The 21435-nt window shown below is 58.2% G+C and carries 22 protein-coding genes; 12 read left to right on the forward strand and 10 right to left on the reverse strand.

The features are described from left to right. Positions 1-84: 84 nt before the first annotated feature. Positions 85-3177 carry an Rne/Rng family ribonuclease gene (locus HWX34_RS01420; RefSeq protein ID WP_178970654.1) on the reverse strand — a complete coding sequence of 1031 codons (3093 nt, stop codon included), beginning with the start codon at positions 3175-3177 and terminating at the stop codon, positions 85-87. A gap of 521 nt (positions 3178-3698) precedes the next feature. On the opposite strand from HWX34_RS01420, the gene HWX34_RS01425 reads away from it, so the two are divergent. From HWX34_RS01425 to HWX34_RS01460, 8 genes are all read left to right on the forward strand, one after another. Then, a complete protein-coding gene (locus HWX34_RS01425) occupies positions 3699-4634 on the forward strand; it encodes an RluA family pseudouridine synthase (protein ID WP_178970655.1) in 936 nt (311 codons plus the stop codon). Further along, complete coding sequence (locus HWX34_RS01430) at positions 4634-5293, forward strand: HAD-IA family hydrolase (RefSeq protein ID WP_178970656.1); 660 nt, start codon at positions 4634-4636, stop codon at positions 5291-5293. The genes HWX34_RS01425 and HWX34_RS01430 overlap by 1 nt, the downstream gene beginning before the upstream one ends. Next, positions 5269-5628 (forward strand): Rieske 2Fe-2S domain-containing protein, encoded by a 360-nt coding sequence (locus HWX34_RS01435; RefSeq protein WP_178970657.1) that lies wholly within the window; start codon positions 5269-5271, stop codon positions 5626-5628. The genes HWX34_RS01430 and HWX34_RS01435 overlap by 25 nt, the downstream gene beginning before the upstream one ends. A gap of 42 nt (positions 5629-5670) precedes the next feature. Continuing rightward, on the forward strand, positions 5671-6609 hold the full coding sequence (locus HWX34_RS01440; RefSeq protein WP_178970658.1) for a S49 family peptidase: 939 nt from the start codon (positions 5671-5673) through the stop codon (positions 6607-6609). A 25-nt stretch (positions 6610-6634) separates the two neighbouring features. After that, on the forward strand, positions 6635-7456 hold the full coding sequence (motD, locus tag HWX34_RS01445) for a flagellar motor protein MotD (protein ID WP_178970659.1): 822 nt from the start codon (positions 6635-6637) through the stop codon (positions 7454-7456). A 37-nt stretch (positions 7457-7493) separates the two neighbouring features. Continuing rightward, positions 7494-8084 (forward strand): malonic semialdehyde reductase, encoded by a 591-nt coding sequence (locus HWX34_RS01450; protein WP_178970660.1) that lies wholly within the window; start codon positions 7494-7496, stop codon positions 8082-8084. A gap of 100 nt (positions 8085-8184) precedes the next feature. Beyond that, positions 8185-9225: a quinone-dependent dihydroorotate dehydrogenase gene (locus HWX34_RS01455; RefSeq protein WP_178970661.1), complete on the forward strand. Its 1041-nt coding sequence runs from the start codon at positions 8185-8187 to the stop codon at positions 9223-9225. A 15-nt stretch (positions 9226-9240) separates the two neighbouring features. Next, positions 9241-9708: a glycine zipper 2TM domain-containing protein gene (locus HWX34_RS01460; protein WP_178970662.1), complete on the forward strand. Its 468-nt coding sequence runs from the start codon at positions 9241-9243 to the stop codon at positions 9706-9708. Positions 9709-9768: 60 nt separating this feature from the next. Here HWX34_RS01460 and HWX34_RS01465 read toward each other — a convergent pair whose 3' ends face one another. Genes HWX34_RS01465 through fur form a run of 3 tightly spaced genes read right to left on the reverse strand, consistent with a single transcriptional unit; the run spans position 9769 to position 11628 of the window. Continuing rightward, on the reverse strand, positions 9769-10506 hold the full coding sequence (locus HWX34_RS01465; protein WP_178970663.1) for an arginyltransferase: 738 nt from the start codon (positions 10504-10506) through the stop codon (positions 9769-9771). Continuing rightward, positions 10493-11194, reverse strand: a complete 702-nt coding sequence (gene aat / locus HWX34_RS01470) for a leucyl/phenylalanyl-tRNA--protein transferase (protein ID WP_178970664.1) — start codon at positions 11192-11194, stop codon at positions 10493-10495. The genes HWX34_RS01465 and aat overlap by 14 nt, the downstream gene beginning before the upstream one ends. Further along, entirely contained in the window at positions 11194-11628 is a 435-nt protein-coding gene (gene fur / locus HWX34_RS01475) for a ferric iron uptake transcriptional regulator (protein ID WP_045847139.1), read from the reverse strand. Before fur ends, aat begins: the two co-directional genes overlap by 1 nt. Positions 11629-11725: 97 nt before the next feature. On the opposite strand from fur, the gene HWX34_RS01480 reads away from it, so the two are divergent. The 4 genes from HWX34_RS01480 to HWX34_RS01495 all read left to right on the forward strand — a co-directional run bounded on the left by HWX34_RS01480 (position 11726) and on the right by HWX34_RS01495 (position 14718). After that, positions 11726-12112 carry an outer membrane protein assembly factor BamE gene (locus HWX34_RS01480; RefSeq protein WP_178970665.1) on the forward strand — a complete coding sequence of 129 codons (387 nt, stop codon included), beginning with the start codon at positions 11726-11728 and terminating at the stop codon, positions 12110-12112. Beyond that, positions 12109-12915 carry a 4-hydroxy-tetrahydrodipicolinate reductase gene (gene dapB, locus HWX34_RS01485; RefSeq protein ID WP_178970666.1) on the forward strand — a complete coding sequence of 269 codons (807 nt, stop codon included), beginning with the start codon at positions 12109-12111 and terminating at the stop codon, positions 12913-12915. Before HWX34_RS01480 ends, dapB begins: the two co-directional genes overlap by 4 nt. A gap of 65 nt (positions 12916-12980) precedes the next feature. Continuing rightward, the gene (locus HWX34_RS01490) at positions 12981-13949 is read left to right on the forward strand and encodes an iron ABC transporter permease (RefSeq protein WP_178970667.1); all 969 of its coding nucleotides are present in this window, start codon (positions 12981-12983) and stop codon (positions 13947-13949) included. Beyond that, positions 13942-14718 (forward strand): ATP-binding cassette domain-containing protein, encoded by a 777-nt coding sequence (locus tag HWX34_RS01495; protein ID WP_178970668.1) that lies wholly within the window; start codon positions 13942-13944, stop codon positions 14716-14718. Before HWX34_RS01490 ends, HWX34_RS01495 begins: the two co-directional genes overlap by 8 nt. Before the next feature lie 9 nt (positions 14719-14727). Here the strand turns inward: HWX34_RS01495 and HWX34_RS01500 are convergent, their stop codons facing one another. From HWX34_RS01500 to HWX34_RS01525, 6 genes are all read right to left on the reverse strand, one after another. Beyond that, a complete protein-coding gene (locus tag HWX34_RS01500; RefSeq protein ID WP_178970669.1) occupies positions 14728-16242 on the reverse strand; it encodes a SpoVR family protein in 1515 nt (504 codons plus the stop codon). Between the two features lie 32 nt (positions 16243-16274). Then, positions 16275-17549 carry a YeaH/YhbH family protein gene (locus tag HWX34_RS01505; protein ID WP_178970670.1) on the reverse strand — a complete coding sequence of 425 codons (1275 nt, stop codon included), beginning with the start codon at positions 17547-17549 and terminating at the stop codon, positions 16275-16277. Between the two features lie 136 nt (positions 17550-17685). Then, positions 17686-19614, reverse strand: coding sequence for a PrkA family serine protein kinase (locus tag HWX34_RS01510; protein ID WP_045847133.1), 1929 nt, complete (start codon positions 19612-19614; stop codon positions 17686-17688). 348 nt (positions 19615-19962) lie between these two features. Continuing rightward, positions 19963-20280, reverse strand: a complete 318-nt coding sequence (locus tag HWX34_RS01515) for a PilZ domain-containing protein (RefSeq protein ID WP_178970671.1) — start codon at positions 20278-20280, stop codon at positions 19963-19965. Beyond that, positions 20267-20824 (reverse strand): NUDIX hydrolase, encoded by a 558-nt coding sequence (locus tag HWX34_RS01520; protein ID WP_178970672.1) that lies wholly within the window; start codon positions 20822-20824, stop codon positions 20267-20269. The genes HWX34_RS01515 and HWX34_RS01520 overlap by 14 nt, the downstream gene beginning before the upstream one ends. Next, positions 20811-21368, reverse strand: a complete 558-nt coding sequence (locus HWX34_RS01525) for a DUF2062 domain-containing protein (RefSeq protein ID WP_178970673.1) — start codon at positions 21366-21368, stop codon at positions 20811-20813. The genes HWX34_RS01520 and HWX34_RS01525 overlap by 14 nt, the downstream gene beginning before the upstream one ends. Positions 21369-21435 lie beyond the last annotated feature (67 nt).

Here is a 21435-nt window from a genome sequence, read left to right on the forward strand (position 1 = left end):
CGCCTAAAGAGAAAGCTATTCTATAAACTCATTGCGAAACCGTCAAGCCCCTGCACGTAGTTTTTGCAGGGGCCTTTCACGGCATCAGCTATTGCGGGTTTCCACCTGCTTGAGTTCAACCACTACCGGCTGCTCTTCAGTCTGACGTACCACGTCAAGACGACGCGGACCTGCAGGCACTTCAACCTGCGGCACCACGACTTCAGACACCGCCTTGGTGGCAACCATCACCAGACCACCCAGATCAGCCGGCAACTCGGCTTCGATCTTGGGCTGGGCCGTAACGGCAGTTTCCACGACCACCGGTGCCACTGCCACCGGCTCAATCACGGCAACTTCTTCAACTTGCGCAGCAGCAGGATGTTCGGCAGGTGCCGGTTCGGCGGCAACCACCACCTCGGCCTGCTCAAGCGTGGTTTCTACCACGGTGCTGACCTGCTCCAGCGGCGCGGCCACTTCGGCAACTTCCACAGTCTCGACAGCCACAGCAGCTTCGGTAACAACAACTGCTGCAGGTTCAGCCACCTCGGCTACCACCACATGCTCTGCCTGCACTACCGGTTCGGATGCGGCTTCAACCGGCGCGGCTTCAACAGCGACCGTCTCAACCGGTGCAGCCACCAGAGCAACAACTTCTTGCGCTACCTCGACCGGGGCTGCGGCAACTTCCACCGCGTCCACTGCAACGGCAGCTTCTGCAGCCGGCTGGGTGACCGCTTCGGCAACCACCGCAACAGCAGCGGCGGCAGCCACGCCGGCAACAGCCACTTCGGCAGTCACATCGCCTGCGGCGGCCTCTGCCACCTGAGCAGTGTTATCACCTTCGACATTGTCACGACGACGGTCACGACGGCCACGACGGCGACGACCGCGTTCGGCACGCTCTTGCTGTTCAGCAGACTCTGCGGCGGCCTCCACGCCTTCGGCGCTGTTCAGGTTCAGTTCTTCCTGTGCGGCAGCCTGCGGCTTGTCGGCTTCATTGCGCTCAGCCTGCTGGCGGCGACGGGACGGTTTCTCGGCGGCCTGCGGTGCAGCTTGTTCGCTACGTTCTTCAGTCTGGGGACGAGCATTCTGCTCACGCGCTTCACGGTTTTCACGCGGCTCGCGTTCACGGCGCTGGCGCGGTTCGCGTTGCGGTTGCTCGCTGCGCTCAGCACGTTCCGGGCGCTCTGCGCGTTCGGTACGCTCGGTACGCTCGGTACGTTCCGGACGTTCTACGCGTTCCGGACGCTCTTGACGGTCACCGCGCTCACTGCGCTGACGACGGCCATCCTGGCGTTCACCATCGGCACGTGCTTCGGTCGGGCGCTTGCCGGCCTCTTCACCCAGACGGCGATCGTGATGATCACGGCGTGCCTGGCTGCCCGGACGACGCTCGTTATTGCGCTGGCGGTTGCCATTGCGCTGACCTTCGCGCTGGCCGGTGCTGGCCGGTTTTTTCTTCTCGGTTTCCTGCGGTGCAGCTTCCGGTTCGGCAAACAGGCTCTTCACCCAGCCGAAGAAGCGGCTGACCACGCCCTGCTCGGCAACGACCGGTGCGGCCACCGGAGCAGGCTGGGTCGATACCGGCGCAGGTTGCTGCGGGGTAATGCCTTTGACGGCGGCTTCCTGACGTTCGGCCTTGGGCTTTTCCTGACCGAAGTTGGTGATAATGTCTTCTTCCTGCACTTCCACGCGCAGATAGCTCGGGCCATCGCCCAGCTCGGCCAGATCGTCGTGACGGATACGGGCGATCTTGTAATGCGGGGTTTCCAGATGGATGTTCGGAATCAGCACCACATCCACGTCCAGACGTTCTTCGATGGAGTGGATTTCGGCACGTTTTTCGTTCAGCAGGAAGGTGGCAACATCAACCGGCACCTGGGCGTGAACCGCACCGGTGTTTTCCTTCATGGCCTCTTCCTGGATGATGCGCAGGATGTGCAGTGCGGAGGATTCGGTACCACGGATGAAGCCGATGCCATGGCAGCGCGGGCAAGGTTCGTGGCTGGTTTCACCCAGCGACGGCTGCAGACGCTGACGCGACAGTTCCAGCAGGCCGAAGCGGGACAGCTTGCCCATTTGTACGCGGGCGCGGTCGTGCTTCAACACATCGCGCAGCTTGTTTTCCACTTCGCGCTGGTTTTTCGGGTTTTCCATGTCGATGAAGTCGATCACGATCAGACCGCCCAGGTCGCGCAGACGCAGCTGGCGGGCGATTTCTTCGGCGGCTTCAACGTTGGTGCGCAGGGCGGTTTCCTCAATGTCGGCACCCTTGGTGGAGCGGGCGGAGTTGACGTCGATGGAGACCAGCGCTTCGGTGTGGTCGATCACGATGGCACCACCGGACGGCAGCTGCACGCTGCGCGAGAAGGCGGTTTCGATCTGGTGTTCGATCTGGAAGCGGGAGAACAGCGGTACGTGATCCTTGTACAGCTTCACGCGATGCACCATGTTCGGCATCACGTGACTCATGAACTGGCGGGCCTGTTCGTAGATTTCGTCGGTATCGATCAGGATTTCGCCGATGTCCGGATGGTAGTAGTCACGGATAGCACGAATCACCAGGCTGCCTTCCTGCAGAATCAGGAAAGGCGCGCTTTGCGAGCCGGCCGCACCTTCAATGGCGCGCCACAGCTGCATCAGGTAACCCATGTCCCATTGCAATTCTTCCAGATTGCGGCCAATACCGGCGGTACGGGCAATCAGGCTCATGCCATTGGGAACTTCCAGCTGGGCGAGCAGGTCTTTCAGCTCCTGACGCTCTTCACCCTCGATGCGGCGCGATACGCCACCACCACGCGGGTTGTTCGGCATCAGAACCAGGTAACGGCCAGCCAGGCTGATATAGGTAGTGAGGGCGGCACCCTTGTTGCCACGCTCGTCCTTTTCTACCTGAACAACCACTTCCATGCCTTCGCGCAGCACGTCCTGAATGCGCGGACGGCCGCCGTCATAGCCCTGGAAATAGGAACGGGATACTTCCTTGAACGGCAGAAAGCCGTGACGTTCGGTGCCGTAATCGACAAAGCACGCTTCGAGCGAAGGCTCGATACGGGTGATGATACCTTTGTAGATATTCCCCTTGCGCTGTTCCTTGCCAACGGTTTCGATATCGAGGTCAACGAGCTTTTGCCCGTCGACGATGGCAACGCGCAGCTCTTCAGCCTGCGTTGCATTAAACAACATGCGTTTCATAAACATTCCCTGCGCAGGCACTCACGCAAGGGATGCAGCCAGTATTTGACGGCCCAGAGACTAGTGATGGGCGCTTTCCGAAAGAAGTGTTGGTATAAAGATCATTACAACCGAGATATCAAGCCTACTTCCTGACGTAATTTCACACGAGCCCGGGGGTTTGAGCGCATTAGCGCAACGGATATTTTCTTCCGGGTTGCCATCACGGGCAGCCTGGACAAACTGGAGAGCATCGTGCCGGGTCAAACTTTGCTGCAATATCTCCTGACTGGCTTTGCATCAGGAAATGGAATACTGGTGAGTGCGTTATGCGACTAAATGCATTACCATCGCTGCTTTTTGGTGAGCGAGTTAACCTTGGCTGCGGCCGGTTGACGCGGCATCAGGTCAGGGTCATTACCCTGCCGGCCGGTTCACTTTCCCGCAGCAGCATCACGCGGCAATACTGCCTGTGACCATGGCTTTCCGGAACGCTGTCATCGCACTGAAATGTGCGGTCGAGCGCACGAAGTATAAGCAATATGACTGACATTCGCAAAGACTCCGTCACGTTTCTTGACGTGGACGAGGGAGATTCCGGCCAGCGGCTGGACAACTTTCTGGTACGCATTCTCAAAGGCGTACCAAAAAGCCATATTTACCGCATTCTGCGCTCGGGCGAAGTCCGGGTGAACAAGGGGCGCAGCGACGCTTCCTATCGCATTCAGGCGGGCGACATCATCCGCATTCCGCCCATCCGCCTGGCCGAGCGTCCGGTCAATGACGTGCCGCCCGGCAGCTTTCCGGTGGTGTACGAAGACAATGCCCTGCTGGTGATCGACAAGCCCGCCGGCGTAGCCGTACATGGCGGCAGCGGCGTGTCCTTTGGTGTGATCGAACAATTGCGCAAGGCGCATCCGGACTGGAAATACCTGGAGCTGGTACACCGACTGGACCGGGAAACCTCTGGCCTGCTGATGCTGGCCAAGAAGCGCTCGGCGCTGGTGAAGCTGCATGACATGATGCGTGCCAATGTGCCGGACAAACGTTACCTGGCACTGGGCATTGGCCAATGGGATTCCAGCAAGAAAGCCGTCAAGCTGCCCTTGTTCAAGTTCCATACCGCCGACGGCGAGCGCCGGGTCAAGGTAGCCGAAGGCGACGACGGCCAGTTTGCCCATACCAACTTCAGCATTGTGGAACGCTTTGCCGACTTCACGCTGGTAGAGGCTCATCTGCGCACCGGCCGTACCCATCAGATCCGCGTGCACATGCAGGCCAGCGGCTGCCCGATTGCCGGTGATGAAAAATACGGTGACTTTGCGCTCAACAAGGAACTGGCGCGCAGCGGCCTCAAGCGCATGTTCCTGCACGCACGCAGCCTGACCCTACCCCACCCGCTGACCGGCGAGCCGCTCAAGCTGGAAGCACCACTGCCAGCCGAGCTGGAAGGCTTCTTGCAGAAACTGAGGCGCTGATGGCACGCATTTACGATCTGCTGGTATTCGACTGGGACGGTACGCTGATGGACTCCACCGCGCATATCACCCACTCCATCCAGAATGCCTGCCGCGAACTGGGCCTGCCGGTGCCAGACCGCCAGGCTGCCAGTCATGTGATTGGTCTGCGGCTGGACCAGGCCCTGCACATGGCCTGCCCCGGCCTGGACGATGCCCAGCACAAGGCGCTGACCGAATGTTTCATCCGCCATTACCGCAGCAGTGACGATGGCGTGACACTGTTTGATGGCGTGCGTGAAGGTCTGCATGCCTTGCGCGAGCGCGGTGTATTCATGGCAGTGGCCACCGGTAACAGCCGGGTGGGCCTGAATCGCCTGCTGGCGGAAACGGGCCTGGGACCTTTGTTTGATGCCACCCGCACCGTGGACGAATGCCATTCCAAACCGCATCCGGCCATGCTGCAGGAAATCAGTGACGAACTGGGTGTGGAGCTGGCGCGCACCGTGATGATAGGCGACACCAGCCACGACCTGAACATGGCGCTGAATGCCCGTGCGCATGGCGTGGGCGTGAGTTACGGCGCACACGACGTGAAGCTGTTGCAGGACTGCCAGCCACAAACCATCGTCCACAGTTTTGCGGAGTTGCAGCAATGGCTGCTGACACGACTCGGCTGATCTGCGACAGTAGCGCGCTGCGCGATAGCGACCGGGCAGTACGCTTTGAAATCACCGGCCCGGATGGCAAGTCGCAGTCCGCCATCGCCCTGCGCTACCAAGGCAGGGTGTATGGCTATGTCAATGCCTGCCGTCACATTCCGATCGAGCTGGACCTGCAAGACGGCAATGTGTTTGATCTCTCCGGCCAATACCTGGTATGCAGCATGCATGGCGCGCTCTACCTGCCCAATAATGGCCGTTGCGTCGGCGGCCCCTGCCGCGGGCAAAGCCTGCAAGCCCTGCCTTTATCTGAAGCAGATGGCAAAGTGTGGCTGAATATCATGCCAGACTGATTTTTTGTTAGACTGCCGACATTCGCAATCAAGGCAACTGCAATGAACGACACTCCGAACTGGGAACGTCAACTGGTGGAAAAACTGGCCATGGCGGCCCTGGTGGAACAACGCCGCGCCCGACGCTGGAAAATCTTTTTCCGCCTGGTGTGGCTGGGCATTATTGGCGGCCTGCTGGCCACCGCCTTCCTGCGCAATGAAGACAAATCGGCCGAAGCCCTTACCGGTAGCGGCCACACCGCCGTCATCAGCCTGGAAGGCGTGATCGACAGCGAGAGCAATACCGCGGAAAAACTGACCGCCGCGCTGGAAGACGCCTACAAAGACAGTGGCACGCGCGGCATCATCATCGAGGCCAACAGCCCTGGTGGCAGCCCGGTATTGTCCGGTATGGCCTATGACGAAATCCGTCGCCTGAAAAAGCAGCATCCGGCCATTCCGGTGTATGTCACGGTGCAGGAAGTGTGCGCTTCCGGTTGCTATTACATTGCCGCCGCTGCCGACAAGATTTTTGTCGACAAGGCCAGCATCATCGGCTCTATCGGCGTATTGTCGGACGGTTTTGGTTTTACCGGCCTGATGGACAAGCTGGGCGTGGAGCGCCGCCTGAAAACCGCCGGTGAAAACAAGGCGATGGGCGATCCCTTCTCCCCGACCAATCCCAAACAGGAAGCCATTCGCCAGCAGTTGCTGGATGACATCCATCAGCAATTCATCAAGGCGGTCAAGGACGGACGCGGCAACCGCCTCAAGAATGACCCGCAGCTGTTTTCCGGCATGGTATGGATTGGTGAAAAAGGCATTCCGCTGGGATTGGCCGATGGGCTGGGTAGCACCCGCTCGGTGGCACGCGACGTGATCAAGGCGGAAAAGACGGTGGACTACACGCAGCAGGATGACTTGTCCAGCCGGGTTGCACGCAAGATCGGCGTGGAATTTGCCGGCGGCGTACGCAGCCTGTTCAACACCCGCCTGTTCTGACCCACTTACCGTCACGGAGCATCTGATGGCACGCAGACGACGCCGGCAGGAAGAAGAGCACGAGAACCACGAACGTTGGCTGGTTTCCTATGCCGACTTCATTACCCTCTTGTTTGCCTTTTTCGTGGTGATGTATGCCATTTCCTCGGTCAACGAAGGCAAATACCGCGTGCTGTCCTCCGCTATTGTCGATGCCTTTCGTAGTGGCTCGACAGTGAATATCCAGACCACCCCGCCCACAGGCGGGGCCAATACCATGATTGAGATTCCCGACACCAAGCCGATTGCCAAGGCAGTGAAGGGAGACCACCACATCGACCCGGCCTCCAAGCAGGGCTCACTGGCGGCGGACCTGGCCAAGGTGATGGACCCGCTGGTCAAGGGCGGGCAAGTCAACATTACCCAAAGCCCCAAAGGCGTTACCGTAGACATCCGCGACACCGCCCTCTTTCCGGTAGGTCAGGCCTCACCCAATGATCAGTCGCGGCAAATCATGGCCGGTATGGCTGCCTTGCTGTCCAAGGTGGACAACCAGATCAGGGTGGAAGGCTTCACCGACAACGTACCGATCAAGACCTCCACCTACCCTTCCAACTGGGAACTGTCTGCCGCGCGCGCGGGCAGCGTGGTGCGCCTGTTCCAGGAAAGCGGCATCAATCCTTCACGTCTGGTTGCGGTTGGCCGTGGTGAAAACCTGCCGGTAGCCGACAATGCCACCCCGGATGGCCGGGCCACCAATCGTCGCGTGTCCATCACCGTACTGGCCGAAGACCAGAACGAAGCAGAAGTGATGCCATCGCAACCATCAACCACCCCGACACCCGTCGCAACGCCGCCGGAAAAATAATCACTAGCCCAGAAAAAAAGCCTGTCAGGAGGAGACCATGACCACCCCGCTTTCCACCACCGCACTGGAACAACTGTTTTACAATGCCCGCACCCACAGCCACTGGCAAAACCGTGCCGTGAGTAATGAAACCCTGCACCAGCTATTCGACCTGCTAAAGCAGTGCCCGACCAGCGCCAATGCCTCTCCCGCCCGCTTCGTCTTTCTCAAGAGCACCGACGCCAAGGAAAAACTGCGTCCCTTCCTGATGGAGGGCAATGTGGAGAAAACCCTCAGCGCACCGGTTTGCGTGATCGTGGCGCAAGACATGCAGTTTTACGAGCATCTGCCGCGCCTGTACCCGCATGCCGATGCCAAGAGCTGGTTTGAAGGCAATGCGGCCGCCATTGAAGCCACTGCAGCACGCAACAGCAGCCTGCAAGGCGCTTACCTGATCATGGCCGCGCGCTCGCTGGGACTGGACTGCGGCCCGATGTCCGGCTTTGACAATGCCGGTGTGGATAAGGCCTTTTTCCTCGACGGACGGTTCAAATCCAACTTCTTGATCAACCTGGGCTATGGTGAAGCCGGCAAGCTGCACCCGCGCTCCCCGCGCTTTGATTTTGCCGACGCCTGCCAGATACTCTGATCAACCATTCTGACGGTCAGCCAGCCTGCCGACCGTCAAAACTTCGGTTTCACCGGCCGCCCCGGTTATACTAGCGGCCATATTCACTCCGGAGACGCCGATGCTTTACCCCCTTCTGCGCCCTCTGCTGTTCAGATTTGACGCAGAAACCGCCCACGAACACACCCTGCACCTGCTGGACAAGGCACATCAGCTGCGTCTGCTCTCACTGGCCACACCAGCTGCCACGCGCGCACCGGTCAAGGCCATGGGGCTGACCTTTCCCAATGCGGTCGGGCTGGCAGCCGGACTGGACAAGAATGGTGACCACATTGATGCACTGGCGGCACTGGGCTTCGGCTTTCTGGAAATCGGCACCATCACACCCCGCCCGCAAGATGGCAACCCCAAACCGCGCCTGTTCCGCGTGCCGGAACACCAGGGCATCATCAATCGCATGGGTTTCAACAACCGTGGCGTCGATGTCCTGCTGAACAATGTGCGCAACTGCCATTTCAATGGTGTGCTGGGCATCAACATCGGCAAGAACGCCGTCACCCCGATTGAAAACGCGGTGGACGACTACCTGATCTGCCTGGACAAGGTGTATGCCTATGCCAGTTACATCACAGTCAATATTTCTTCGCCCAACACCAAAAACCTGCGCCAGCTGCAACAGGGGGATGAACTATCCCGCCTGCTGTCGGCCCTGAAAACCCGCCAGCAGCAACTGGCAGATCAGCATGGCCGCTATGTGCCGCTGGCAGTCAAGATTGCGCCAGACCTGGACGATGAACAGATTGCCGACATTGCCCGCCTGCTGACCGTCAACAAGATTGATGGCGTGATTGCCACCAATACCACGCTGTCACGGGTGGAAATTGCCGGTCATCCGCTGCAAGATGAGGCCGGTGGCCTGTCTGGCGCTCCGGTGCGGGAGCGCTCGACGCAACTGATCCGCAAGCTGGCGCGTGAACTGGATGGCAGCTTGCCCATCATAGGTGTTGGTGGCATTTGCAGTGGTGCAGATGCCGTGGAAAAACTGCAAGCCGGCGCTACGCTGGTGCAGCTGTACAGCGGCCTGATTTACCAGGGACCGCCGCTGATCAGCCAATGCAGCCAGGCGATTGCCCGTCACTTGCAACAACAAACCCGAAACTGATTTCGAGGAGCTGATATGTTCTACAAACTGACCCGATTGGCCTTGCTGGGCAGCCTCTCGCTCGGCCTGCTGGCTGGCTGCGCCACTTCCGACTCTGCTGCGGTTTATTCACAAGGGCAGATGCGCCGCGCTCAAACCGTAGAGCTGGGCACTGTGGTTTCGGTGAATAATGTCAAGATGGAAGGCAAGAACAACGAACTGCTGACGCTGGGTGGCGCCGCCCTGGGCGGTCTGGCTGGCAGCGAGCTGGGCGGTGGCCGTGGTTCGATTGCCGGTGGCATTGTCGGCGCGCTGGCCGGTGGTTTTGGCACCCAGGCAGCCCAACGTAGCCTGGGCACCAAGAGTGCACTGGAAGTCACCGTCAAGTTGGATGGCAGCGGCCGCCTGATTTCCATCGTGCAGGATGCCGACATCCCGCTGGCAGCCGGCCAGCGTGTTCGCGTACTCACCGGTGGTGGTAATGACCGCGTTGTTCCGTACTGATTCATCCCTTTGCAATAAGAAACAGGCTGACATTTTCAGCCTGTTTTTGTTTTTGCCTGCTCAAGCAGCATCTGGCTGCTGCATGAGTATCCAGCGGCCATCACGCAGTTGCTCCAGTGGCCGGTATTGGGATTTGTAAGCCATCTTGCGGCATTCCCCTATCCAGTAGCCCAGGTACAGATAAGGTAGCCCCCATGCACGGGCTAGCTCTACTTGCCACAACACATTGAACACGCCATAGCTGGCCTTGGCATCTTCCGGCTCATAAAAAGTGTATACCGCCGACAGGCCATCCCCCAGCCTATCAATCAGGCTGACCATCTTCAGTGCACCACCCAGACGAAACTCGGCCAGCATGCTGTCCACACCACTTTTGAGAATGAACTCCGAATATTGCTGGACATTGTCTTCGGCCATGCCGCCACCAGCATGGCGGGATTGCTGGTAACGGTGATAAAGCTGGTAGTGGTCGTCGCGGTATTCCAGCGGCAACAGGCTGACTTCCATGGCCCGCAAGCGCTGCCAGCTACGGCGCTGACTGCGGTTTGGGCTGAACTCCGCCACTGGCAGGCGCACGGGTACGCAAGACTGGCAGCTGTCGCAATACGGGCGGTAGGTATACAAACCGCTGCGGCGAAAACCCAGTTTCACCAACTGGCTATATACCGCAGCATCAATGGCTTCAGCTGGAATAGCTACCTGTGAACGCGCCTGTCGTCCATCCAGATAGCTGCAAGGGTAAGGTGCGGTGGCATAGAAATGAATGGCAACCGCTTGCGGGTCATCACGATGGCTCATTGTCGAAACGATAGGTCCACATGCTGTCCGCCTGGGGCTCAAGCGTACTTTGCTTCAGCTTAGCAAGAAATTGCGTTCTTGGAATCAGCATTGCACCCAGACTTTCCAGATGCGGGGTGTGCATCTGGCAATCAATCATCTCCACCCCATGACACGCCAGATGACGTGCCATATGGACAAAAGCAATTTTGGAAGCATCGGTACGGTGCGAAAACATCGACTCACCGTAAAACATCCGCCCCAGTCCGACGCCATACAAGCCACCGGCAAGCTCACCATCCATCCACACTTCAAAGGAATGGGCAGCACCTAGCGCATGCAACCGGCAGTAGGCATCCACCATGGGCGGGATGATCCAGGTTCCGGCCGCACCAGCACGTGGCGCAGCACAGGCTTCAATCACCTGTCTGAAAGCCGTATCGATGGTGACACGATAGGAACGGTTACGCAGTACCTTATCCAGGGAACGCCGGACATGCAGTCGCGCGGGAAACAGAACCATGCGGCGGGAAGGCGACCACCACAGGATGGGCTCTCCCTCGGAGAACCAGGGGAAGATGCCCTGTGAGTAGCCCAGCAGCAGCCGCGCGGGAGACAAATCGCCTCCGGCAGCCAGCAGGCCATCCGGCTCGGCCAGTGCAGTGCGAACCGGGGGGAATACCAGTTCTTGGCCAAGCCAGGGAATCATTACTTGGTTTTGGCGCCGGATTTACCCTGGCAATCGACACATTCGCCGTACAGGTACAGCGCATGCTCTGCAATACGGAAGCCGTGCTGTTCGGCAATACGATCCTGCAGTGCTTCGATTTCCGGGTCGAAGAATTCCATCACGCTGCCGCACTTCACGCACACCATGTGGTCGTGATGGCCGCCCTGGTTCAGTTCGTAAACCGCCTTGCCGGACTCGAAATGGTGACGCACCAGAATACCGGCCTGTTCAAACTGCGTCAGAACACGGTAAATGGTGGCCAGGCCGATATCGATGTTCTCGGCCAGCAATTTGCGATAGACATCCTCGGCAGACATGTGGCGATCATCGCTCAGCTCGAACAGGTCGAGAATTTTCAGACGTGGGCCGGTAGCCTTCAGGCCGATATCTTTAAGGTGACTGGCTTTGCTCATCGTGATATAAATTGGGTCGATTTTTGAAGCATGATAAAGCCTTTTTGCGGCTTTGCCTAACATCGCCTTTAAATAATACTCAGCTCATCGGAGTCTCATGCGCGCCCTGATCATTGCTGCCATCCTTGCCCTCGCTGGCTGCACCTCCATGAATCCCCTTCACTGGATTAGCCCTTACAAAATGGAAATCCAGCAGGGCAACTATGTCACGGAAGACGCCGTGGCAAAACTCAAGCCTGGCATGACCCGCTCGCAGGTACGTTTCCTGCTGGGCACACCTCTGCTTAGCGACCCTTTCCACAGCAACCGCTGGGACTATCCTTACCAGGATACCAAGCAAGGCAAGCTGGTGGACAAGAAGCTGCTGACCGTGTTCTTTGAAGGCGACACCATGGTACGGGTAGAAGGCACGGCACAAGCGGCCGAGCGGGCCGTACTACCGCCTGATGCCTCCGTTCCTGCCCAGGAAACCGTAAAACAATGAGTGAATTGAATATCGTCATTGTCGGCGCTGCCGGCCGCATGGGCCGCACGCTGATCGAATCCGTTCTTGCCACGCCCGGTGCCCGTCTGCATGCCGCCATTGACCGTGCCGGTTCCGACTTCATCGGTCAGGATGCCGGATTGTTTATCGGCCAGCAGACCGGCGTGAAGATTGCCAGTGATTTTGCCGCTGCCCTGGCGGGTGCCGACGTGGTGATCGACTTCACCCGTCCCGAAGCCACGCTGGACTACCTGCAACACTGCCAGCAGCACGGCGTGCAGATGATTATCGGCACAACGGGTTTTGATGATGCAGGCAAGGCTGCCATCAAGGCTGCCAGTGAAAAGATCGGCATCGTGTTTGCATCCAACTTCAGCGTCGGGGTCAATCTCACCTTCAAGCTGCTGGACATGGCTGCCCGTGTGCTGAACGAAGGCTACGACATCGAAATTACCGAAGCCCACCATCGCTTCAAGGTGGATGCCCCCTCCGGCACTGCCCTGCGCATGGGCGAAGTGATTGCCGACGCACTGGGCCGTGACCTGAAGCAATGTGCGGTCTATGGCCGTGAAGGGGTGACTGGCGAACGCGACCCCAACACCATCGGTTTTGCCACGGTGCGGGCCGGTGATGTGGTTGGCGATCACACCGTGCTGTTTGCCGCCTTGGGCGAACGCGTGGAAATCACCCACAAGGCGTCCAGCCGTGCCACTTTTGCCAATGGTGCGGTACGCGCGGCCAAGTGGCTGTCGGAAAAGCCGTCCGGCCTGTTCGACATGCAAGACGTACTGGGTCTGCGTTAAGTCCCGCCAGAAGCCTGCCTTGCACGGCAGGCTTCACTTCTCACGCCCTTCCTTATGCCTTCCCGATGTCACGCACCCTGCACGTTTGTCTGCTCTTGCTTGCTGCCTTGCTGCTGACCGGGCTGGGCAGCTTGCTGCACGGAAGTGGCATCAGCCTGTATGCCTTGCTGCACCCATCCACCCTACCCCTGCTGGAAAGCCAGTTACTGTGGCAACTACGCCTGCCGCGCCTGTTGATGGCCGCCTGCAGCGGCATGCTGCTGGGCTGTGCCGGCAGTGCGGTACAAGCGCGTTTTCGCAATCCCTTGGCCGAGCCCGGCCTGCTGGGTATTTACAGCGGCGCAGCACTGGTGGCTGCACTTGCACTCAGCCTGAATGCCGGACTGATGGCTGTTTCGCTGGCAGGTTTTGCCGGCAGTGTGCTGGCATTGTGCCTGCTGCGTACGCTGGCAGGCCAGGCCAGTGGTACTCGTTTGCTGCTGGCTGGCGTTGCCATCAGCACCTTGCTGGCCAGCCTGCTGACCCTGCTGATTACCACCCTGCCCGATGGCGCGCTGCGCAGCGTCACTTTCTGGCTGATGGGCAGCTATGCCGGTGCGCAATGGCAGCAGGTGGGACTGATGCTGCTGGCCACTCCGCTGGTCTGGCTGGGTTTGTTCCGTCATTGGCACTTGCTCAATGCTCTTCAACTGGGCGAAGCGACAGCGTTTCATCTTGGTTTTGATGTACGGCGCGGTAGCTGGCTGATCGTGTTGCTGGCTTCGATTGCTGCCGGAGTGGTGGTGGCCAGCTGCGGCATGATCGGCTTCGTCGGCTTGCTGGCCCCTCATCTGGCGCGTTTGCTGCTGGGCAGCGATGCGCGGCGGCTAATGCTGGCGGCGCCGCTATTTGGTGCCTGGCTGACGGTGGGAGCTGACTGGCTGGCCCGCAGCCTGTTGGCACCAGCAGAATTGCCAGTTGGCGTGATCACCAGCCTGCTGGGCGCACCATTTTTCCTGTGGCTGCTGCGTCACGCCAAGGACGAACATGCTTGAATTGCAAGACATCAGCCTGAAGCTGGGCGGCAAAACCGTCATTCGCCAGGTGTCACTCCAGGCGCAGCCGGGAGAGTTATGCGTGATTCTTGGCCCCAACGGTGCCGGTAAAAGCAGCTTGTTGCAACTGATGTCCGGCTATCGCCAGCCGGATAGCGGTCAGGTATCGCTGGCTGGTAAACCGCTAACAGGTCAAGGCCCGGCCAGTCTGGCGCGTCAGCGGGCAGTGGTGGAGCAGCACCCTGCCCTGCCTGCGGGCTGGCGGGTGTCCGAACTGATTGCCACCGGGGCGTATCAGACCCGCGCGATGGTATCGGACAGTATCTGGCAACAGGTGCTGGTATTGAGTGATACCGCCAGTTTGCAGAATCGCACTTTGGACAGCCTGTCCGGGGGTGAAGCCCAGCGTGTGCACCTGGCGCGTGCACTGCTGCAATTGCTGGTTTCCTCCAGCCTGGAACGCTATTTATTGCTGGATGAAGCCACTTCGGCACTGGACTTTGCCATTGCCGATGCCATGGTGGCACGGCTGCACCATATTGCCGGCAGTCTGGGGATAGGGATTGTGGCGGTGATGCATGACCTGAACCTGGCCTTGCGCCATGCCGATCGCGTCCTGTTGCTACGCGATGGCGTTGCGGTGGCCAGCGGCAAGACGGCAGAGGTGATGGACAAACAGCAACTGGAAGCTATTTATGGTGTGGCGCTGGCCGAATTGACGAGCCCGGACGCACAGGTCCGGGCCTTTGTACCACGCACGTCCGACTGAGCCTGAGCGCTACAGGCGTTGTAACTCCAGATTGGATTTCACTTCAAAGCGCTGGGTGATGCTGCCATCGCTGTCCGCGCTTTCCAGCCGCACATCAAAGCCCCACAAGCGCCCCACATGCTTGAGCACTTCCTGCGCACTGCCTTCGTCCAGCGGACGGCGATTGTGCATGGTGTGCCGCAGGGTGAGGCTGCGATCCCCCCGTACATTCACCGACCACACCTGGATATTCGGCTCGCGCGAACCAAGATTGTATTGCTCGGCCAATTTGCTGCGAATGTCGCGATAGCCGTTTTCATCATGAATGGCCGACACTTCCAGCTTGTCCTCGTGGTCGTCATCACGAATGGCAAACAGACGGAATTCGCGAATCAGCTTGGGTGACAGGTATTGCGAGATGAAGCTCTCGTCCTTGAAATTCTTCATGGCGAATTCAAGCGATGTACGCCAGTCGGTACCGGCCAGGTCCGGGAACCAGGCCTTGTCTTCCTCGGTGGGGTTTTCGCAAATACGCTTGATGTCCTGATACATGGCAAAGCCCAGTGCGTAGGGATTGATGCCGTTATACCAGCGCGCAGTCACCGGCGGCTGGTACACCACATTGGTGTGACTTTGCAGAAACTCCATCATGAAACCATCGGTCACCAGCCCTTTCTCATACAGGCGGTTGAGTATGGTGTAGTGCCAGAACGTCGCCCAGCCCTCGTTCATGACCTGGGTCTGGCGTTGCGGGTAGAAATACTGCGCCACCTTGCGCACGATGCGCACCAGCTCGCGCTGCCATGGTTCCAGCAGCGGCGCGGATTTTTCGATGAAGTACAGCAGGTTTTCCTGCGGCTCGGACGGAAAACGCGGTGGTTCGCGATTGGCATCATCCCGGTCACGGCGTGGGATGGTGCGCCACAAGTCGTTTACCTGCATTTGCAGATATTGTTCGCGCTCTTCCTGCCGCGCCTGCTCTTCGGCCAGCGACAGTTTCTGTGGCCGCTTGTAGCGGTCCACACCGTAATTCATCAGCGCATGGCAGGAATCCAGCAGCTCTTCTACCGCGTCAATGCCATAACGCTCCTCGCATTTGCTGATGTAGGACTTGGCAAACACCAGATAGTCGACAATGGCTGAAGCGTCGGTCCAGGCCCGGAACAGGTAATTGCCCTTGAAGAAGCTGTTGTGGCCATAGGCAGCGTGGGCAATCACCAGCGCCTGCATGGTCATGGAGTTCTCTTCCATCAAATAGGCAATGCAGGGGCTGGAATTGATGACAATTTCGTAAGCGAGGCCCATCTGGCCACGCTTGTAGCTTTTTTCGGTGGAAACGAAATGCTTGCCAAAGCTCCAGTGGTGATAGTTCACCGGCATGCCCACCGAGGAATAGGCATCCATCATCTGCTCGGCCGTAATCACCTCCAGCTGGTTGGGATACACGTCCAGCTTGAATTCATCCACCGCAATCTTGCGGATTTCACGGTCGTATTCGTCAATCAGGTCGAAGGTCCATTCGGACCCGGTGGAAATGGGTGTCATGCTGTTTTCCCCTTGGCTGACAGCCATGGCGCTTATGCGCGGTTGGCTGGCTGGCGTTTGAACAGCTCCCGGAAAACCGGATAAATGTCGGAGGCCGAGCGGATTTTCTGCATGGCAAAGTGACGCTGACGCTCCTTGACCTTGAGGTACTCGTACCACAGGTTTTGCGGCTCCCCTTCGGTGATTTCGATGTAGGCGAAATACTGGCAGTAAGGCAGCAGCTGTTCTTCCATGATGCGACCGCAATTGGCCGAATCGCTGTCCCAGTTGTCACCATCGGATGCCTGGGCGGCATAGATGTTCCACTCGCTGCTGCTGTAGCGTTTCTTGACGATGTCCGCCATCAGGTTAAGCGCGGAAGACACCACGGTGCCGCCGCTTTCGCGCGAATGGAAAAAGTCTTCTTCGTTCACTTCCACCGCACTGGTGTGATGACGGATGAACACCACTTCGATCTTGTCGTAGTTACGCTGCAAGAACAGATACAGCAGGATGAAAAAACGCTTGGCCATGTCCTTCTTCTGCTCGTCCATCGAGCCGGACACGTCCATGATGCAGAACATCACCGCCTGACTGGTGGGCTTGGGCTGCTGGATGCGGTTGTTGTAACGCAGGTCGAACGGGTCGATGAAGGGAATGCTGCCCAGCTTTTCGCGCAGCAAATGAATGCGCTTGCGTTGCTCGCGCACTTCCTGCGTGCTTTCGTCGTCCGACTCCAGCAGTGCATCCAGATCCTCCTCGGCCTCGCCCAGCCGGGCCAGCGTCGGTGCCGCCATGGCCACCCGGCGCGCCAGTGCACCGCGCAGGGAACGCACGATGCTGATATTGGCCGGCGTGCCGTCATTGGTGTAACCGGCGCGTACCTGCTTGAGCTCTTCCACCCCCATCAGTTGGGTCTTGATCAGGTTGGGCAGTGCCAGGTCATCAAAAAATACATTGAGAAATTCTTCGCGTGACAGTTCGAAGACAAAATCGTCCTCACCCTCGCCATCCTGACTCGCCTTGCCACCACCTCCTCCACCGCCGCCACCTTGTGGACGGGCGATGCGATCGCCACGGATGAACTCCTCATTGCCCGGATGTACTTGTTCGCGCACCCCGCCCTGGCCATGGTGGAATACCGGCTCGGAAATATCCTTGACCGGAATGGACACTTTCTCGCCACTCTCGATATCGGTGATGCTGCGTCCCTTTACCGCACGGGAGACGGCTTCCTTGATTTGCGCCTTGAAGCGGCGTAAGAAGCGTTCGCGATTGACCGCGGACTTGTTCTTGCCATTCAGGCGTCTGTCTATGATGTGGGACATGGCAACCTCGCTGTTGTCTCCTGCGGCCTGACGGGGCCTACCTGCGCCAAGCCATGCCGGACCTGTCCTTTCAGACAGGCCGGGCCAGAATTGGTGCCGCTATGCCGGGTGCACGCACCCGGCAAGCACGGCTTGGTCAGGAGGACTTGCGTACCCGCAGATACCATTCGCACAACAGGCGCACCTGCTTGGCGGTATAGCCCTTTTCCACCATGCGGTTGACGAAGTCTTCGTGCTTCTTGGCATCTTCCACGCTGGCCTTGGCATTGAAAGAAATCACCGGCAGCAACTCTTCGGTATTGGAGAACATCTTCTTCTCGATCACCGTGCGCAGTTTTTCATAGCTGGTCCAGGTCGGGTTCTTGCCACCGTTATTGGCCCGCGCCCGCAGCACGAAGTTGACGATTTCGTTGCGGAAGTCCTTGGGATTGGAAATTCCGGCCGGTTTTTCGATTTTCTCCAGTTCGCCATTGAGCGAGGTACGGTCGAAGATTTCGCCGGTGTCCTGATCGCGGTATTCCTGGTCCTGAATCCAGTAGTCGGCGAAGGTGACATAGCGGTCGAAAATGTTCTGCCCGTATTCCGAGTAGCTTTCCAGATAAGCTGTCTGGATTTCCTTGCCGATGAACTCGACATACTTCGGTGCCAGATACTCTTTCAGGAAAGTCAGGTACTTCTGCTCCTGCTCGGCCGGGAACTGCTCGCGTTCCACCTGCTGCTCCAGCACATACAACAGATGCACCGGGTTGGCGGCTACTTCCTGATTATCAAAGTTGAACACCTTGGACAAAATCTTGTAGGCAAAGCGGGTGGAAAGCCCGTTCATGCCTTCGTCCACCCCGGCATAGTCGCGGTATTCCTGCAGCGATTTGGCCTTGGGGTCGGTGTCTTTCAGGTTATCACCGTCGTACACCTGCATCTTGCTGAACAGGCTGGAGTTTTCCGGCTCTTTCAGGCGCGACAGGATGGCAAACTGGGCCATCATCTTCAGCGTTCCCGGTGCGCACGGCGCATTGCCCAGCGAAGAGTTGCGGATCAGCTTGTCGTAGATCTTGATCTCTTCGGTCACGCGCAGGCAGTACGGCACCTTGACGATGTAAATACGGTCGAGGAAGGCCTCGTTGTTCTTGTTGTTGCGGAATTGTTTCCACTCCGACTCATTGGAGTGGGCCAGCACGATGCCATCAAACGGAATCGCGCCAAAACCTTCCGTGCCCTTGAAGTTGCTTTCCTGGGTGGCCGTCAGCAGCGGGTGCAGCACCTTGATGGGGGCCTTGAACATTTCCACGAATTCCAGCAAGCCCTGGTTGGCCAGGCAGAGGCCACCGGAGTAGCTGTAGGCATCCGGGTCGTCCTGGGCATATTTCTCCAGTTTGCGGATGTCCACCTTGCCCACCAGCGAGCTGATGTCCTGGTTGTTTTCGTCACCCGGTTCAGTCTTGGCCACGGCAATCTGGCGCAGCACCGACGGATAGCGCTTCACTACCTTGAACTGGCCGATATCACCATTGAACTCGTGCAGACGTTTTACCGCCCACGGGCTGGGAATGGTTTTGAGGTAACGGCGCGGAATGCCGAATTCTTCTTCCAGGATGGCACCGTCTTCTTCCACATTGAACAGGCCCAGTGGCGACTCGTTCAGTGGGCTGCCTTTCAGGCAATAGAACGGCACTTGCTCCATCAGCTCTTTCAGCTTTTCAGCAATGGAAGACTTGCCACCACCCACCGGCCCCAGCAGGTAGAGAATCTGTTTCTTCTCTTCCAACCCCTGGGCGGCATGGCGGAAATAGGCCACCACCTGCTCGATCACCTCTTCGGTGCCGTAAAACTCACGGAAGGCAGGGTAAACCTTGATGACCTTATTGGAGAAAATACGCGACAAACGCTGGTCGTGGCGGGTATCCACCAGCTCTGGTTCGCCTATGGCCGCCAGCATGCGCTCGGAGGCGGTGGCATAGGCAGAGGGATCACGCTTGCAGATCTCCAGATATTCCTGGATGGTGTATTCCTCTTCACGGGTTTTGTCGTAACGGGAGGCGTAGTGGCTCAAGATATCCGGGTGCATGGCTCTCTCCTGGCTGGTTGCAGAGGGCCACACGGTGTGCGCAATGCACCCGCCGTCCCCTTGCAAAAATTAGAGTACTGACTGGCTTTCAGATTCTCTTTTTTTGGGTATAGCACATGCTGGGAAGAGCAAGAACAAAAGCAATAAAACAATTGAAAACACTAAAAAATTTATATAAGTGTCTGAATTAGATAGTGAATTTTCTTATCATGACTAAAGAAAAAACTTTGTAAAAAGCGTTTCCCATTAGCATGGCAATATTTTTATCTTTTAAAATCAAAGACATAAAAAAACCCCGACTAAAAGTACTGGGGTTTTTACAGATGTATCAATTTGTAAGCAGCTGTTTCAGCTTTTGCGCAGGATGATGCGCGTACCAATCTCGTAAACCTGGCCGCGCTTTACCTCGTTGCAGCGCCTGACTTCCACTTCTGCCTCCAGCGGCTTGCCCGGTAAACCGCCCACGGCAGGGGCCAGCACAATCACCGACAGGCGTTCGCCATGCTGGGGAACGTAGGAGCAGCGAAAGGCCATGCCATCTACCGACAAGTCGACACACTCGCCATAATGCGTTTCACCGGTGTGCAGGGACTTGATGCGTGCCTTGCAGCCCATCTGCAAGCGGCGCGCACCACGCCGTTCATGGTAGGGATCAAACGGCGGCACCAGGCAATCTCCCGTCCAGATGGGCGGCCAGCCAATGCAGGCCGACAATGGACTTGCTGTCGCAGATTTCACCGCTCAGTGTCATCTGCATTACCTGCTCCAGTGGCAGGGTGAACACTTCCAGAAACTCGCCTTCATCCAGTTCGCGCTCACCCAGTTCCAGATCCTCGGCCAGGTAGTAGCTGATCTGCTCGTTGGAATAACCAATGCAAGGATACGCGGTGCCCAGATGCAGCCAGCGGCCAGCACGATAGCCGGTTTCCTCCAGTAGTTCGCGTCTGGCGGTCAGTGCCGGGGCTTCGTTGGGGTCTATCTTGCCAGCCGGAATTTCCACAAACACGCGGCCGGCCGGGTAACGGTATTGACGTTCCAGTACCAACTGGCGGTCTGCCGTCAGCGCCAGAATGGCAACCGCGCCAGGGTGCAGGATGTACTCGCGACTAGCCTCCGCACCATCGGGCAGCAATACCTTGTCCTTGTGTACTTGAAGAAAGCCTCCTTCGTACACCAGTGCTGTCTGCAATTGCTTTTCAACAAGATCCACGTGCTGCCTTTCTTTTCTTCCAGTTACGCACGACCACCCAGCGCCATCCCAGCATTACCAGCACATAGCCAGTCACCGACAACAACAGCCCCAGAACCAACAAGCCCAACAAGAGCGGCCAGCCCAACAGCAGCAACCAGTTCAGCAACTGACTGCCCCATTGCCACAGGGTCTGGTTCTCCCACAGTGGAGGCTGGCTCATTGTACCTGTAGTGGGGTCACCCAGTAACAGCAGTCCACAGGAATAAGCCAGAAAATAAAGCGGCAGGATGGTGAGCGGGTTGCTGTACAACGTAGCCAGCAGGGCTGCCGGCACATTCACTTTCAGGCAGAACGCCAACAACAAGGTGGATAGCCGTTTGGGCGGGCCGGGCAACAAACCGGTAGCCAGCCCCAGTGCAACGCCGCGTGCCACTTTGCGCCGGTTCAATGCCCAGCACGCCGGTTGATCCAGCAGCGGCTCCAGCCAACGCAGTCCGGGACGTTGCAACAAGTGGTGACGCCCTTGGCTGACACGTTGCAGCAGTTTTCGCAAAGCTGACATGAAGATGATGCTTCCCGTTGTCGTAATGCCACACCAGCAGCAGCCTGCCGCTAAAAGATGTTGTCAA

The sequence above is a fragment of the Aquitalea sp. LB_tupeE genome (assembly GCF_013391415.1).
Classification (GTDB): Bacteria; Pseudomonadota; Gammaproteobacteria; order Burkholderiales; family Chromobacteriaceae; genus Aquitalea.

Bases quoted from the DNA above. Each gene is read 5' to 3' on its own strand.
- HWX34_RS01420 (WP_178970654.1), bottom strand. From the start codon at position 3,177: ATGAAACGCATGTTGTTTAATGCAACGCAGGCTGAAGAGCTGCGCGTT.
- HWX34_RS01425 (WP_178970655.1), top strand. From the start codon at position 3,699: ATGACTGACATTCGCAAAGACTCCGTCACGTTTCTTGACGTGGACGAG.
- HWX34_RS01430 (WP_178970656.1), top strand. From the start codon at position 4,634: ATGGCACGCATTTACGATCTGCTGGTATTCGACTGGGACGGTACGCTG.
- HWX34_RS01435 (WP_178970657.1), top strand. From the start codon at position 5,269: ATGGCTGCTGACACGACTCGGCTGATCTGCGACAGTAGCGCGCTGCGC.
- HWX34_RS01440 (WP_178970658.1), top strand. From the start codon at position 5,671: ATGAACGACACTCCGAACTGGGAACGTCAACTGGTGGAAAAACTGGCC.
- motD (WP_178970659.1), top strand. From the start codon at position 6,635: ATGGCACGCAGACGACGCCGGCAGGAAGAAGAGCACGAGAACCACGAA.
- HWX34_RS01450 (WP_178970660.1), top strand. From the start codon at position 7,494: ATGACCACCCCGCTTTCCACCACCGCACTGGAACAACTGTTTTACAAT.
- HWX34_RS01455 (WP_178970661.1), top strand. From the start codon at position 8,185: ATGCTTTACCCCCTTCTGCGCCCTCTGCTGTTCAGATTTGACGCAGAA.
- HWX34_RS01460 (WP_178970662.1), top strand. From the start codon at position 9,241: ATGTTCTACAAACTGACCCGATTGGCCTTGCTGGGCAGCCTCTCGCTC.
- HWX34_RS01465 (WP_178970663.1), bottom strand. From the start codon at position 10,506: ATGAGCCATCGTGATGACCCGCAAGCGGTTGCCATTCATTTCTATGCC.
- aat (WP_178970664.1), bottom strand. From the start codon at position 11,194: ATGATTCCCTGGCTTGGCCAAGAACTGGTATTCCCCCCGGTTCGCACT.
- fur (WP_045847139.1), bottom strand. From the start codon at position 11,628: ATGAGCAAAGCCAGTCACCTTAAAGATATCGGCCTGAAGGCTACCGGC.
- HWX34_RS01480 (WP_178970665.1), top strand. From the start codon at position 11,726: ATGCGCGCCCTGATCATTGCTGCCATCCTTGCCCTCGCTGGCTGCACC.
- dapB (WP_178970666.1), top strand. From the start codon at position 12,109: ATGAGTGAATTGAATATCGTCATTGTCGGCGCTGCCGGCCGCATGGGC.
- HWX34_RS01490 (WP_178970667.1), top strand. From the start codon at position 12,981: ATGTCACGCACCCTGCACGTTTGTCTGCTCTTGCTTGCTGCCTTGCTG.
- HWX34_RS01495 (WP_178970668.1), top strand. From the start codon at position 13,942: ATGCTTGAATTGCAAGACATCAGCCTGAAGCTGGGCGGCAAAACCGTC.
- HWX34_RS01500 (WP_178970669.1), bottom strand. From the start codon at position 16,242: ATGACACCCATTTCCACCGGGTCCGAATGGACCTTCGACCTGATTGAC.
- HWX34_RS01505 (WP_178970670.1), bottom strand. From the start codon at position 17,549: ATGTCCCACATCATAGACAGACGCCTGAATGGCAAGAACAAGTCCGCG.
- HWX34_RS01510 (WP_045847133.1), bottom strand. From the start codon at position 19,614: ATGCACCCGGATATCTTGAGCCACTACGCCTCCCGTTACGACAAAACC.
- HWX34_RS01525 (WP_178970673.1), bottom strand. From the start codon at position 21,368: ATGTCAGCTTTGCGAAAACTGCTGCAACGTGTCAGCCAAGGGCGTCAC.